This is a genomic window from Streptomyces sp. SID12488, from assembly GCF_010548275.1.
In the GTDB taxonomy this organism is placed as follows: Bacteria; Actinomycetota; Actinomycetes; order Streptomycetales; family Streptomycetaceae; genus Streptomyces.
This window is the reverse complement of record NZ_JAAGLT010000034.1, coordinates 15,033-27,906: the sequence shown is the minus strand read 5'-3', so window position 1 is coordinate 27,906 and position 12,874 is coordinate 15,033. Positions and strand designations below refer to the sequence as shown.

General features: G+C 70.9%; 14 protein-coding genes. 10 read left to right on the top strand and 4 right to left on the bottom strand.

Annotated elements, in window-relative coordinates; translation table 11 throughout:
- Positions 1 to 9: 9 nt before the first annotated feature.
- Complete coding sequence (locus tag G3I56_RS35780) at positions 10 to 984, bottom strand: heavy metal transporter (protein ID WP_164416480.1); 975 nt, start codon at positions 982 to 984, stop codon at positions 10 to 12.
- Between the two features lie 120 nt (positions 985 to 1,104).
- Here G3I56_RS35780 and dapE point away from each other — a divergent pair, with 120 nt between their 5' ends.
- Positions 1,105 to 2,184, top strand: a complete 1,080-nt coding sequence (gene dapE, locus G3I56_RS35775; RefSeq protein WP_164416478.1) for a succinyl-diaminopimelate desuccinylase — start codon at positions 1,105 to 1,107, stop codon at positions 2,182 to 2,184.
- 114 nt (positions 2,185 to 2,298) lie between these two features.
- Complete coding sequence (locus G3I56_RS35770; RefSeq protein WP_164416477.1) at positions 2,299 to 3,057, top strand: TIGR00730 family Rossman fold protein; 759 nt, start codon at positions 2,299 to 2,301, stop codon at positions 3,055 to 3,057.
- Between the two features lie 198 nt (positions 3,058 to 3,255).
- On the opposite strand, the gene folP is transcribed toward G3I56_RS35770, so the two are convergent.
- A complete protein-coding gene (gene folP, locus G3I56_RS35765; protein ID WP_164416599.1) occupies positions 3,256 to 4,116 on the bottom strand; it encodes a dihydropteroate synthase in 861 nt (286 codons plus the stop codon).
- Between the two features lie 208 nt (positions 4,117 to 4,324).
- On the opposite strand from folP, the gene G3I56_RS35760 reads away from it, so the two are divergent.
- Both G3I56_RS35760 and G3I56_RS35755 read left to right on the top strand, forming a co-directional pair.
- The gene (locus tag G3I56_RS35760; protein WP_164416475.1) at positions 4,325 to 4,675 is read left to right on the top strand and encodes a DivIVA domain-containing protein; all 351 of its coding nucleotides are present in this window, start codon (positions 4,325 to 4,327) and stop codon (positions 4,673 to 4,675) included.
- A complete protein-coding gene (locus tag G3I56_RS35755) occupies positions 4,672 to 5,265 on the top strand; it encodes a DNA-3-methyladenine glycosylase I (RefSeq protein ID WP_164416473.1) in 594 nt (197 codons plus the stop codon). The genes G3I56_RS35760 and G3I56_RS35755 overlap by 4 nt, the downstream gene beginning before the upstream one ends.
- Before the next feature lie 31 nt (positions 5,266 to 5,296).
- Here the strand turns inward: G3I56_RS35755 and G3I56_RS35750 are convergent, their stop codons facing one another.
- Positions 5,297 to 6,100: an enoyl-CoA hydratase-related protein gene (locus G3I56_RS35750; protein WP_164416598.1), complete on the bottom strand. Its 804-nt coding sequence runs from the start codon at positions 6,098 to 6,100 to the stop codon at positions 5,297 to 5,299.
- A 382-nt stretch (positions 6,101 to 6,482) separates the two neighbouring features.
- Between G3I56_RS35750 and G3I56_RS35745 the strand changes: the two genes are divergently transcribed.
- Positions 6,483 to 6,650, top strand: coding sequence for a DUF3117 domain-containing protein (locus G3I56_RS35745; RefSeq protein WP_003966491.1), 168 nt, complete (start codon positions 6,483 to 6,485; stop codon positions 6,648 to 6,650).
- Between the two features lie 123 nt (positions 6,651 to 6,773).
- On the opposite strand, the gene G3I56_RS35740 is transcribed toward G3I56_RS35745, so the two are convergent.
- Positions 6,774 to 7,472, bottom strand: coding sequence for an O-methyltransferase (locus G3I56_RS35740; protein WP_164416597.1), 699 nt, complete (start codon positions 7,470 to 7,472; stop codon positions 6,774 to 6,776).
- Positions 7,473 to 7,671: 199 nt separating this feature from the next.
- Between G3I56_RS35740 and sigE the strand changes: the two genes are divergently transcribed.
- The 5 genes from sigE to G3I56_RS35715 all read left to right on the top strand — a co-directional run bounded on the left by sigE (position 7,672) and on the right by G3I56_RS35715 (position 12,799).
- The gene (gene sigE, locus G3I56_RS35735) at positions 7,672 to 8,445 is read left to right on the top strand and encodes an RNA polymerase sigma factor SigE (RefSeq protein WP_203691473.1); all 774 of its coding nucleotides are present in this window, start codon (positions 7,672 to 7,674) and stop codon (positions 8,443 to 8,445) included.
- Entirely contained in the window at positions 8,442 to 9,455 is a 1,014-nt protein-coding gene (locus G3I56_RS35730; RefSeq protein WP_164416470.1) for an anti-sigma factor, read from the top strand. Before sigE ends, G3I56_RS35730 begins: the two co-directional genes overlap by 4 nt.
- Before the next feature lie 141 nt (positions 9,456 to 9,596).
- Positions 9,597 to 11,258, top strand: coding sequence for a trypsin-like peptidase domain-containing protein (locus G3I56_RS35725; protein WP_164416468.1), 1,662 nt, complete (start codon positions 9,597 to 9,599; stop codon positions 11,256 to 11,258).
- A gap of 209 nt (positions 11,259 to 11,467) precedes the next feature.
- Entirely contained in the window at positions 11,468 to 11,920 is a 453-nt protein-coding gene (locus G3I56_RS35720; protein WP_164416466.1) for a sec-independent translocase, read from the top strand.
- A gap of 147 nt (positions 11,921 to 12,067) precedes the next feature.
- Positions 12,068 to 12,799, top strand: coding sequence for a hypothetical protein (locus G3I56_RS35715; RefSeq protein WP_164416464.1), 732 nt, complete (start codon positions 12,068 to 12,070; stop codon positions 12,797 to 12,799).
- The last annotated feature ends 75 nt before the right edge of the window (positions 12,800 to 12,874 follow it).

Here is a 12,874-nt window from a genome sequence, read left to right as displayed (position 1 = left end):
CTGTCCGTACTACTGGGCGGTGACGATCCGGACCGCGTCCGTGCCCTTCGCCGTGCCCTTGGCCGTCGCGATCGGGCGCCACTCGCTGTCGGTGTTGCCGGCCGTCCAGCGGAGCCCCGCATACGAGACGTTCTCGATGTGCAGCGCGGAGGCGTTGGCCACCGCCCAGTGCGCCAGCTGCCAGCCGCGCTGCCGAGCCGTCGTCCCGGCGGCCGTGTCGGTGTCCGCAGGCACGGGAAGCGTCACGGTCCGGCGGGCGACGGACGTAGCCGTGGGCGAGGGGGCGGGGGTGGCGGGGGCCTTGAGGGTCACTGTGGCGCCGGCCGCGGTGAGCACCTCGCGGCCGAAGTCCCGTACGAGCGCTGCCCGTACGGCGTCCGGGCCGCCGGTCGGGGTGGCGTCCTGGCGGCCCTCGCAGGTCAGGGTGGCCGCCGCGTGCCCGGTCAGGGCCGCGGCCAGCAGCGTGGCGTCCTGCTCGTGCTTGGCGTACGCCTCCGGGTAGCCGCTGCGCTGGACGCGCTGCGCGGCCACGGTGAGGGGGAGGCGCGAATAGCCGGAGACCTTGACGAGATGGTCGTAGAACTCGCCCGCCGCGTAGGCCGGGTCCTGGATCTCCTTGGCCGTGCCCCAGCCCTGCGAGGGCCGCTGCTGGAACAGGCCCAGTGAATCCCGGTCGCCATGGGTGATGTTGCGCAGCCCTGACTCCTGGAGGGCGGTCGCCAGCGCGATGGCCACGGCCCGTTCGGGCAGGCCGCGCGCGGTACCGACCGCGGTGATCGTCGCCGCGTTGACCGCCTGCTCGGGGGTGAACTCGTACGAGGCTCCGTCGCCGCCCGCCGAGACGACCTCGCAGGCCGGATCCCCGGTGCCGCCAGTGACGTACTGCACCGCGAGATAACCCGCGACGGCGAGCAGGACCAGGAAGGACGCCCCACGACGGAGGAGGCGGCCACGACGCGTCTGGGTGGGGGACGACTCCGGCATCCGTACAAGGTACTGGAGAGTAGGGAGTGCGGCCCGCGTGTCGGGTGAGGAGAGGGGTCGGAAGAGGGTGAGGGGACGGTGTGCGGTGGCCCGGTGAGGCGGCGCGTTAGGGTCGTCGCCATGGCCGATACCCCGCTTGACCTCACGTTGGACGCCGCTCGCCTGACCGCGTGGCTCGTCGACTTCCCCTCGGAGAGCGGCAGCGAGAAACCGCTCGCGGACGCGATCGAGACGGCTCTGCGTGGACTGCCGCACCTCACGGTCGAGCGGTACGGCAACAACGTCGTCGCCCGGACGAACCTGGGCCGAGCGCAGCGCGTGATCCTGGCGGGCCACATCGACACGGTCCCGATCGCCGACAACGTGCCGTCGCGGCTGGACGGCGACGGGGTCCTGTGGGGCTGCGGCACCTGCGACATGAAGTCGGGGGTCGCGGTGCAGCTGCGGATCGCGGCCACGGTGCCGGAACCGAACAGGGACCTCACGTTCGTCTTCTACGACCAGGAAGAGGTCGCGGCCGACCTGAACGGCCTCAAGCATGTGGCCGAGGCGCACCCGGAGTGGCTGGAGGGCGACTTCGCGGTCCTGCTGGAGCCGTCCGACGGGCAGGTCGAGGGCGGCTGCCAGGGCACGCTGAGGGTGTTGCTGAAGACGGCGGGCGAGCGGGCCCACTCGGCGCGCAGCTGGATGGGCTCCAACGCGATCCACGCGGCGGCCCCGATCCTGGCCAAGTTGGCCTCGTACGAGCCGCGTTACCCGGTGATCGACGGCCTGGAGTACCGGGAGGGCCTCAACGCGGTCCGTATCGGGGGCGGAGTGGCGGGCAACGTCATCCCCGACGAGTGTGTGGTGACGGTCAACTTCCGCTACGCGCCCGACCGTTCGGAGGCCGAGGCCCTCGCGCACGTACGGGAGGTCTTCGCGGACTGTGGAGTGACGGAGTTGGTCGTCGACGACCACAGCGGCGCCGCCCTCCCCGGTCTCTCCCACCCGGCGGCGGCGGCCTTCATCGAGGCGGTGGGCGGCACCCCGCAGCCCAAGTACGGCTGGACGGACGTGTCGCGCTTCAGTGCGCTCGGTATCCCGGCGGTCAACTACGGCCCCGGGAACCCGCACTTGGCGCACAAGCGGGATGAACGGGTCGAAATCGGGAAGATTCTCGCGGGTGAGGAACGGCTGCGGGCCTGGCTGACGTCATGACCCGGCAAGGGGACGCGGCGCCGCTTCATGGCGGACATGCTCACGTCCCCCGTCCGTAACCGGCGGAGATCTACGCTGAGGTGGAACGACAGTAGGTGGAGAAAGGGAGCGGCCATGAGCAACGGCAACCCCGAGGACAGGAAGCAGCCACCGGAGGAGCAGCGGCTCGGACCGGTGCTTCGCAGGCGCGAGCAGGTCCAGGCGAGCACCACCGACCAGCGTCTCCTCGACGCGGGCGGCCCTTCCGACTGGGTCCACACGGACCCCTGGCGGGTGCTGCGCATCCAGTCGGAGTTCATCGAGGGCTTCGGCACACTGGCCGAACTCCCGCCCGCGATCAGCGTGTTCGGCTCGGCGCGGACGAAGGCGGACTCACCGGAGTACGAGGCGGGTGTCCGCCTCGGCCGGGGCCTGGTGGAGGCCGGGTTCGCGGTGATCACGGGTGGCGGCCCGGGGGCGATGGAGGCGGCGAACAAGGGCGCGTGCGAGGCGAAGGGCGTCTCGGTGGGGCTGGGTATCGAGCTCCCCTTCGAGCAGGGGCTCAACGCCTACGTCGACATCGGCCTGAACTTCCGCTACTTCTTCGTCCGCAAGATGATGTTCGTGAAGTACGCGCAGGGCTTCGTGGTCCTGCCCGGGGGCCTCGGCACCCTGGACGAGCTCTTCGAGGCGCTGACCCTGGTCCAGACGCAGAAGGTCACGCGCTTCCCGATCGTCCTCTTCGGCAGCGAGTACTGGGGCGGCCTGATCGACTGGCTGAAGAACACGCTGATCGCCCAGGGCAAGGCGTCGGAGAAGGACCTGATGCTGTTCCACGTCACGGACGACGTGGACGAGGCGGTGGCGTTGGTGTCGAAGGAGGCGGGGCGCTAAGCGCTGGGCTTGAGCGGTATGGGTTCTCGCCGTGTCTGGGGGCCTGCAGCCCCCAGACCCCCGCTTCGGCCCTGAAGGGGCCTCGTCCTCAAACGCCGGACGGGCTGAAAATCAGCCTCTCCGGCGTTTGAGGAGCGGGGGTTCGGGGGCGGAGCCCCCGAGGACGGGACGGGTAGGGGCGGCGGGGGTGAAGAACTCCTACGCCAGCCCCCGGCGGGCCACAGTCGGGGGACGGTGGCCCGCGATCGATGTCACCATGTCCAGGACCTGCCGGGTCTCCGCGACCTCGTGGACGCGGTACACCCGCGCGCCCAGCCACATTGACACCGCCGTCGTCGCCAGCGTCCCCACCAGGCGTTCCTTCACCGGCCTGTCCAGCGTCTCGCCCACGAAGTCCTTGTTGGACAGCGACACCAGCACCGGCCAGCCCGTCTCCACCATCTCCCCCAGCCGCCGCGTCGCCTCCAGGCTGTGCCGCGTGTTCTTCCCGAAGTCGTGCCCGGGATCGATCATCACCGACTCCCGCGGCACCCCCAGCGCGACCGCCCGCTCGGCCAGCTCGACGGTCACCCGCAGGATGTCGGCCATGACATCCTCGTACGCCACCCGATGCGGACGCGTCCGAGGCTCCGCACCGCCCGCGTGCGTGCACACCAGCCCCACCCCATACCGCCCCGCGACCTCCGCGAGCCGCGGATCGACGCCTCCCCACGCGTCGTTCAGCAGATCCGCGCCGGCCTCGCACACGGCCTCGCCCACCTCGGCCCGCCAGGTGTCCACGCTGATGATCACGTCGGGGAAACGGCGCCGCACCTCCGCCACGAAGCCGACCGTCCGCCGCGCCTCCTCCGCCGCCGTCACCTCTTCGCCCGGCCCCGCCTTCACCCCGCCGATGTCGATGATGGCGGCACCCTCCGACACCGCCTGCTCGACGCGCGCGAGCGCCGGCTCGTCGCGGAAGGTGGCTCCCTGGTCGTAGAAGGAGTCCGGGGTCCGGTTCACGATCGCCATGATCACCGGCTCGTGCGTGTCGAACTCACGCCTGCCCAGCCTGAGCATCCGCTGTGACCTCACCGTGTGCGTCTCCCAGTACGTTCCTGTGCCCGGCCCGGCAATCAGCCCTGTATTCGGCCGCCTGCGACCATAACTGCCAGACTCGCATGGCACGATCGGACCCTGCCGCAATCGGCACAGGTACTTCGATCAACCCGATCAACCCGATCAACCCGATCAACCCGATCCGTCCGAATCCCGTGGGGACCCAGCGATGTTGATGTTCTTGTTCCTGGTCGTCGCGCTCGCCGTCGTGGTCACCGCGGTGACGCTGGCAGTGGTGGGCGGCGGCGAGAGCGCCGTTCTGCCGGAGGTCGCGCCCGAGCGGCTCCAGGACCTGCTGCCGCCCGACCGTCCCGTCGGCCGCGGCGATGTCGAGTCCCTCAGGTTCCCGGTCACGGCCCGCGGCTACCGCATGTCGGACGTCGACGACGCGCTCACCCGCCTCGGTGCCGAACTCGCCGAGCGGGACGCCCGTATCAACGACCTGGAGTCCGCGCTGGCCGGTGCCCAGGCCGCGCCGCGGGTCATCATGGACAAGCCGGTCGAGGGGAACGAGCAGTGAGTGACGCCGTCGGCGTGGCCCTGGCCGGCCCCGACGGCGCGCTGCGTTGCCCCTGGGCGCTGTCCACGGAGGACTACGTGGCGTACCACGACGAGGAGTGGGGCCGCCCGGTCCACGGCGACGACGCCCTCTTCGAGCGGCTCTCCCTGGAGGCCTTCCAGTCCGGCCTCTCCTGGATCACCATCCTGCGCCGCCGGGAAGGCTTCCGTACCGCCTTCGCCGACTTCAAGATCTCGTCCGTCGCGGTCTTCACGGACGCCGACCGCGAACGGCTCCTCGCCGACGCCGGCATCATCCGCAACCGCGCGAAGGTCGACGCGACGATCGCCAACGCGCGCGTGCTGACCGGGTGGGCCCCGGGGGAGCTGGACGAGCTGATCTGGTCCCACGCCCCGGACGCCGTCACCCGTCCGGTCCCCAGGACCCTGTCCGACGTCCCCGCGGTCACTCCGGAGTCGACGGCCCTGTCGAAGGCCCTGAAGAAGCGGGGCCTGCGCTTCGTGGGCCCGACGACGGCGTACGCGCTGATGCAGGCGTGCGGGTTGGTGGACGACCACCTGGAGACGTGCGCGGCGAGAAGCGCCCCGTGAGGGACGCCTCCGGCAGTGCTCCCGCCCCGGACTAACGGCCCAGGTACTTCGGCTTCTCCTTGTTGACGAACGCCTGCACCGCGATCGCGTGGTCCTCCGACGCGCCCGCGCGTGCCTGGAGTTCGTCCTCCTTCTCCAGCGTCTGGGCCAGGGTGTGGGTGAACCCGTAGGCCACGGCCTCCTTGAGGGCCGCGTAGGCCACCGTGGGGCCGTGGGCCAGGGCCCGTGCCGTCTTCTCGGCCTCGGCCCGCAGCTCCGCCGAGGGGACGACCCGGTTCGCGATGCCCAGCTCGTACGCCTCCTGCGCCTTGATGCTGCGCGGGAACAGGAGCAGGTCGGCGGCACGCCCGGGACCCACCACGCGCGGGAGAGTCCAGGAGACGCCCGAGTCGGCGGTCAGCGCCACGCCCGCGAACGACGTGTTGAAGGCCGCCGTGTCCGCGACGACCCGGTAGTCCGCGGCGAGCGCGAAGCCGAAACCGGCCCCGGCCGCGACGCCGTTCACGCCCGCCACCACCGGCTTGGGCATGCTCGTCAGAGCCCGCACGATGGGGTTGTAGTGCTCGCGGACCGTCGTCATGGTCTGGCCCGTGCCGGCCTCGCGGTCGGCGGCCAGCAGCCCGATGTGCTCCTTGAGGTCCTGGCCGACACAGAACGCCCGGTCACCGGCGGCGGTCAGCAGTACGGCCCGTACGGCGTCGTCCGTGGCCGCCGCCTGGACCGCCTCGCGGAGTGCGACCTTGGTCGCGATGCTCAGCGCGTTCATCGCCTCGGGGCGGTTCAGCGTGATCGTCGCCAGCCCGTCGTGCACCTCGTAGAGCACGGTGTCGGCCATGGGGGTCCCCTCCGGTGTCGCGGCTGCGTCGGCCTGCGTACTGATCAGTACGCAGTCGTCCCATGACAGCATGGCGGAGATCATGCGCCCAGGAGAGGACCGGTCATGTGACCTGCGTCAAAGAATTCCGGATCGGTCGTGGTCGGCCGAGAAGTGCGCGCGGCGGCGAAGTATCGCAGTCACATCGCCGAATTGAGTGGTTTTGATCGCGCGCGTTGCCCAAGCGATGCCGACTGATGTTGGTCATAGGGTCCTGAGATGCGGGATAATGGCTGGGAAGCAATGTGTTCGATGCCGGTGACGTGCCTCTCATTGGGGGAAGCGCGTGCCCTCCTAAGGGGCCGTCGGCGACGATGAGCTGGTTTCAGGAAGGGGAACGAGCATGGCGGCCATGAAGCCGCGGACGGGCGATGGCCCGCTCGAGGTGACAAAGGAGGGGCGGGGCATTGTCATGCGAGTTCCGCTCGAAGGCGGCGGTCGACTCGTCGTCGAGCTGACCCCTGACGAGGCCGACGCGCTGGGCGATGCCCTCAAGAAGGTCGTCGGCTGACGCGCGGACGCGTCCATACCCTTTCAGCTGCCCCGGCATCGTGAACGTACGGTGCCGGGGCACTGTTCTGCCGTCCGTTTCCGGCGTCCGTTCCGCCGTCCGTACGCTGCGGGCCGCAAGGGCTCAGCGCTTGACCGCGCACAGCAGGCCGTCGCCCACGGGCAGCAGGGACGGCACCAGTTCCTGGCTCTCGCGCACCGCGCGCAGCAGCTCCCGCAGTCGTATGACCTCGGTGGGCTGGGGCCCCGCGTCGACGGTCCTGCCGTTGGCGAACACGCCCTCGAAAACCACCAGGCCACCCGTACGGAGCAGACGCAACGATTCAGCTAGATAGTCGAGGCACTCCAGCCGGTCGCCGTCGCAGAAGACGAGGTCGTAGCCCGCGTCCGCGAGCCTGGGCAGCACGTCCAGGGCGCGGCCGGGGATGAAGCGGGCGCGGTTGCTGGCGAAGCCGGACGCCCGGAAGGCCTGGCGGGCGAACTGCTGGTGGTCCGGCTCGGGGTCGACGGTCGTCAGGACCCCGTCCGGGCGCATGCCCTGCAGGAGATACATCCCCGAGACGCCCGTCCCGGTCCCGATCTCCGCCACCGACTTCGCGTCCACCGAGGCGGCCAGCAGCCGTAGCGCGGCGCCCGTGCTGGGCGCCACTGAGCGCAGCCCTGCCTCGCGGGCCCGGTCACGGGCCCAGCGCAGTGCTTCGTCCTCGGCGACAAAGGCGTCGGCGAACGCCCAGCTCGTCTGCCGGTTGCCGGTAATGACCCTCTCCTGTCCCCGCGGTTGCCTGGGCGTGACTGTATCCGTTGCGCCCGGGAACCCGCTGATGGGACCAGTCGTTTAGAGGGGTGCGGGACGAGGTGGTGCGGAGCGGGACGACGACATGGGGGATCAGCGGATGGGCCGGCACACGGAGTACACGGTTAATACGGAGTCGGTGCAGGTGCTTGAGCGGCCGTGGGAGCCGGATCGGCGCACATCAATTTCTCAGAAAACCGCTTATCCGGAGCTAACGGGCGAGGTGGCTATGGTAGGGACTCCACTGGACACCGCCAGAGCCGACAGGGGAGGTGCGGCTGCACCTGTGGATCGGGGAGGAGCGCTGCGGCGCCTTCTCGGATCAGCGGGTAGGCCGAGATCCGTGAACAAGACTGCTGCTGACCCGAGCCATGCCGCTGACCGAGCCCAGACCGCGACCTTCTCCACCGACGCGGACGGGCAGGCGTGGACTCCGCCCTCGTGGGAGGAGATCGTCAGCACGCACAGCGGCCGCGTCTACCGCCTGGCATACCGCCTGACGGGCAACCAGCACGACGCCGAGGACCTCACGCAGGAGGTCTTCGTCCGCGTCTTCCGCTCGCTGTCGACGTACACGCCCGGCACCTTCGAGGGCTGGCTGCACCGCATCACTACCAACCTCTTCCTGGACATGGTCCGCCGCAAGCAGCGCATCCGCTTCGACGCCCTCGGCGACGACGCGGCCGAGCGCCTGCCCAGCCGTGAGCCGTCCCCGCAGCAGGTCTTCAACGACGCGCACTTCGACGCGGACGTCCAGCAGGCGCTGGACACGCTGGCGCCGGAGTTCCGCGCCGCCGTCGTCCTGTGCGACATCGAGGGACTGTCGTACGAGGAGATCGCCGCGACTCTCGGCGTGAAGCTCGGCACCGTCCGCTCCCGTATCCACCGAGGCCGCTCCCAGCTCCGCAAGGCCCTCGCGCACCGCTCTCCGGAGGCCCGTGCCGAGCGCCGCTTCGCGGTGCCACGGGTGGCCGCGCTGGGAGGAGGGGGCGCGACCGCGTGAGCGCATCACAGCCGTACTCTGCCTCTGCCGAGCGTCGCCTCGCCGAGCAGCATCTGGGAGACCGGCTCTCCGCCCTCGTGGACGGAGAACTCGGTCATGAGACGCGTGAACGCGTCCTGGCGCACCTGGCCACCTGCGCGAAGTGCAAGGCCGAGGCCGACGCACAGCGCCGTCTGAAGAACGTCTTCGCGGAGATGGCCCCGCCACCGCCCTCCGAGAGCTTCCTGGCCCGCCTCCAGGGCCTGCCCGGAGGAGGCGATTCCGACTCCGGCGACTCCCCGCTGGGCGGGGGAGGATTCACCGACGGACTCTCCGGATTCCCCGGCAGCCCAGGAATCGGCTCAGGAGCCTTCGGGGTGAGGGGGGAGGGGTTCGGATACGTTCCCGCCCGGCCCCACACCTCCGTACTCCCGCCCGCTCCGGGCCGGGGCTTCCGTATCCACGAGGTCGGGCGTCACTATGCCGACCGGTCGTCCTCGCGCGGCCTGCGGTTCGCGTTCGCCGCCGCCGGTGCGGTGTCGATCGCCGCCATCGCGCTGGGCGGGGTGTCGACGGGCGTTCCCGGTGACACGACGGACGCCCGGGGCACTTCCGGGGGCAGCAATGTGACGCCGATGCGTCCGCAGGGTGGTGGGACCTCGACGGCTCCTGACAGCCAGCGGCGCCGTTCGGTCGGTCCACTGTTCTCGCAGGGACTGGGGCAGGGGACGTTCGGACGGACGCCGGCGGCGCCGACGGAGGTGTCCGCGCCACTGCTGCCGGGCATCCCGGCACCCTCCTCAGGGGTCCGCGAGCGGGAGCGGGCGGCCATGCATCAGCTGACCGCGCCGGTCGTGGCCGCCGCCGCGGTGCTGTCCCCGCTCATACGCCCGCCGGCGTCCCCGGAGATCACCCTGACCTCCTGGTCGACGGCGCCCGAGACGGCGGTGCGGGGCCTGCTCACGACACCGGCGCCCGACGCGTCCCCCTCACCGTCCGCGTCCACGTCCCCGTCGGACACCGTCCGCTGACCCCACGAACCTGGTTGAATCCGAGGAGCGGACCGCGCATCGGCGGTCCGCTCAACGGCGGTCGGCGGAGCGGTGGTTCGCGCGACAGCGGCCCTCGGTAACCGCCGACGAGCCGTCAGGCGGGCCAGGTGTGGGGAGAGCATGGACGAGGGGAAGCCCGCGAAGGCCAACTGGTGGAACCGGCCCAGCGGGCAATCGGCGCCCGGTCAGGACGCTTCGACCTCCGGCCAGGAGGCTCCGGCCTCCGCTCCGGCTCCCGGTGAGGGAGAGTCCGGGGCGAGCTCGGCCGGAGCGGGAGCCGGAGCTGACTTCGGGGGTGACTTCCAACTCGAGCGGCCCCGAACGGTGCCCGATCCTGCCGAGGGTGGAGCCGAAGAGGACGCCGGTGAGGACGGGGACTTCGAACTGCCGCTGCCCATAGCGACGCCCGAGCCCGTACCGGCCGTCGAGGCGGACCCCGCGCCCCTGCACGACCCCGATCCCTACAGCACCCCGCCGTACGGCCATCCCGGCCCCTGGGCGCCCGCTCCGCCGGTCCAGCACCCCGTGGTGACCCCGGCGCACGGTACGGCCGTACCGGAGCCGCTGACGCCCACCGAAGACCCCTGGCGCCGCTACGACCCCTGGGCGCCCGTGGCCCCTTCCGCCCTCCAGCGGAACGGAGCCGCCTCCGTCGGCGGCCGACCGGGGGCGCGGAAGCGTGGGCTGGTCGCCGGGGCCTTGGTGCTCGCCCTGTTCTCCGGGGGCATCGGTGGCGCCGTCGGGACCTATCTGGAACGCCATGACGGCGACGGCGACCGCATTCAGCTGTCGCAGGCCGGGAGGGACGCCTCCGTCGGGCGGGCCCCGGACAGCGTGGCCGGGATCGCCGCGCGGGCGCTGCCCAGCGTGGTGACACTGCATGTGCGCGGCGGCGGCGCCGAAGGCACCGGAACGGGGTTCGTGCTCGACGGCCGGGGACACATCCTCACCAACAACCACGTCGTCGAGGCCGCCGGTGCGGACGGCAAGGTGACGGTGACGTTCAGCGGCGGCGAGAGTGCCGAGGCCGAGGTCGTCGGACGGGACAGCGGATACGACCTCGCCGTCGTCAGGGTGAGCGGCGTCGACGGGCTCCGGCCCGTGGTCCTCGGAAACTCCGACAACGTGGCGGTCGGCGATCCCGTCGTCGCCATCGGGGCCCCCTTCGACCTCGCCAACACCGTCACCTCCGGGATCATCAGCGCCAAGGAACGGCCCATCACCGCCGGGGGCGGGAGCGGGGACGGGAGCGACGTGTCGTACGTCGACGCGCTCCAGACCGACGCGTCCATCAACCCGGGCAACTCCGGCGGGCCGCTGCTCGACGCCGAGGCCAGAGTCGTCGGGATCAACTCCGCGATCCGTTCCGCCGACGGCGGTTCGGGGCTGGACGGCACACAGGCCGGTTCGATCGGGCTCGGGTTCGCCATCCCCGTCAACCAGGGCAAGCGCGTCGCCGAGGAACTGATCAACACCGGCAGGGCGACCCACCCCGTCATCGGCGTCACCCTCGACATGGACTACGACGGCGACGGCGCCCGCGTGGGCACGCAGGGCAACGACGGCGAGCCTCCGGTTACCAAGGGCGGCCCCGGCGACCGGGCGGGACTGCGAGCCGGCGACATCGTCACCGCGGTCGACGGCCGGCGCGTCCACTCCGGCGAGGAACTGATCGTCAGGATCCGCGCCCACCGCCCCGGCGACCGACTGGAACTGTCCCTGCTGCGCGGTGGCGGGCAACGGACGATCTCCCTCGTCCTGGGCTCCTCCGGCGGCAACTGACAGAAACGTCACAGGTGGCGGGCCCCTACCGGCTCCCACAAGGCAAACATCGCGGAAAACCGGTCGCGTACACCCATTCTTGGGCCCCCGGACGGTACCGGTGGGACGGGATGGCCGGGTACCTTGGATCCGGCCCGGACCACGGAAGACCGCGAAGACCGCACGGACCACCGAGGGCCGAGGACCGAGGACATCGCAAGGAGCTTCAGGTGTTCAATGACGTAGGACCGCTCGAACTGGTGACGCTCGTGCTGCTCGCCGTGCTCGTCTTCGGTCCGGAGAAGCTTCCGAAGATGATCCAGGACGTCACGCGCACCATTCGCAAGATCCGGGAGTTCTCGGAGGGCGCGAAGGAAGACATCCGCTCGGAGCTGGGCCCCGAGTTCAAGGACTTCGAGTTCGAGGACCTGAACCCCAAGACGTTCATCCGCAAGCACCTGGACAACGACGAGCTGGGGCTCAAGGAGATCCGCAACGGCTTCGACCTGAAGAAGGAGATGGCCGAGGTCACGGACGCGGTCCACGGCCGCGAGTCCGACACGTCGTCGTCCTCCTCGTCCTCGGGTTCCTCCACTTCGTCGGGTTCCTCCGGTGGCACCGTCGACATGACGAAGAAGCCCGAGCCGGACGAGCGCCCGCCCTTCGACGCGGACGCCACCTGACCGTCACAGGTCCGCACGTGACGTGTCTCATACTCCGACCGGGCCTCTGAGGGCCCGATCCGGACGTCTGCGTGGCCCGCGCGCCGGGCGCTTTCCCTGCTGCTCGGAGCGGTGTGGCTATGCTGCCGAGTTGTTGTGGGGCCGTTCATGGGCGAACAACGCCGCCCGCAGGGGGGCGGGCCGCTCCGGTCCGACGAGAACGAGGAGGCGTCCGGGTACATGGAGACGACAAGTCGGGTGGGCGCGCAGGCGCCGGCCGCGGAGGGCGGACAACAGGTCCCCTTCGCCCGGCGTACGGTCGACGGCTATCTGCTGGCGCCCTTCCCTTGGTACGGCCTCGACGAGGCCTTCACGGGACCGCGCTGGCTGATGCAGGTGGGTACGGCGGCCGACGGCGCCGTCGAGCACGGTTCGATCGGGCACGGCGACGAACCCTCCGTACGGCACGAGGCCATGGGGGATGACAAGGAGCGGTTCGCGGTGGTGGTCACCGTGGCCGCCAACCCCGTACGGCGCAGCGCGGACGGCACGGGGCTGCTGGAGGCCACCTCGGTCTCGTCGGCGGCCTGGCTGGCCGGTGTGGGGCTGCTGTCCTTCACCTGGCCCGGCCAGATGGACCACAGCCTGCGCGACGACTGGCTCGACCAGCAGACGGAGACGGCGTGGGTCCTCGCCGACGATCTCGGCGGCGACGACTGGTCCACCCTCTCCCTCCCGGTCGACGGGGTGCCTACGCCCTTCCACTACCGGGAGTCCGAGTTCGGCTGGGTCCTCGCCGGGTCGACCCAGGAGGGCGTGCACGTGGGCGCGTACGGGCGGGGGATGAGCGCGTACGGGCTGGGCTTCGCCGTGATCAAGGATATTGGCGTGTACGCGTGAGAGAGGGGCGCCGCCGTTTGTGTGCGGCGCCCTTTCGCCGTGGGGCATGAGGTCTTGTCGCGGGTGCTGCGCCGT

What these genes read in the sequence shown, in the direction of transcription:
- G3I56_RS35725 (WP_164416468.1), top strand. Translation starts at nt 9,597, where the DNA reads ATGGACGAGGGGAAGCCCGCGAAGGCCAACTGGTGGAACCGGCCCAGC.
- sigE (WP_203691473.1), top strand. Translation starts at nt 7,672, where the DNA reads ATGGTAGGGACTCCACTGGACACCGCCAGAGCCGACAGGGGAGGTGCG.
- dapE (WP_164416478.1), top strand. Translation starts at nt 1,105, where the DNA reads ATGGCCGATACCCCGCTTGACCTCACGTTGGACGCCGCTCGCCTGACC.
- G3I56_RS35780 (WP_164416480.1), bottom strand. Translation starts at nt 984, where the DNA reads ATGCCGGAGTCGTCCCCCACCCAGACGCGTCGTGGCCGCCTCCTCCGT.
- G3I56_RS35715 (WP_164416464.1), top strand. Translation starts at nt 12,068, where the DNA reads ATGGGCGAACAACGCCGCCCGCAGGGGGGCGGGCCGCTCCGGTCCGAC.
- G3I56_RS35770 (WP_164416477.1), top strand. Translation starts at nt 2,299, where the DNA reads ATGAGCAACGGCAACCCCGAGGACAGGAAGCAGCCACCGGAGGAGCAG.
- G3I56_RS35750 (WP_164416598.1), bottom strand. Translation starts at nt 6,100, where the DNA reads ATGGCCGACACCGTGCTCTACGAGGTGCACGACGGGCTGGCGACGATC.
- G3I56_RS35745 (WP_003966491.1), top strand. Translation starts at nt 6,483, where the DNA reads ATGGCGGCCATGAAGCCGCGGACGGGCGATGGCCCGCTCGAGGTGACA.
- folP (WP_164416599.1), bottom strand. Translation starts at nt 4,116, where the DNA reads ATGCTCAGGCTGGGCAGGCGTGAGTTCGACACGCACGAGCCGGTGATC.
- G3I56_RS35760 (WP_164416475.1), top strand. Translation starts at nt 4,325, where the DNA reads ATGTTGATGTTCTTGTTCCTGGTCGTCGCGCTCGCCGTCGTGGTCACC.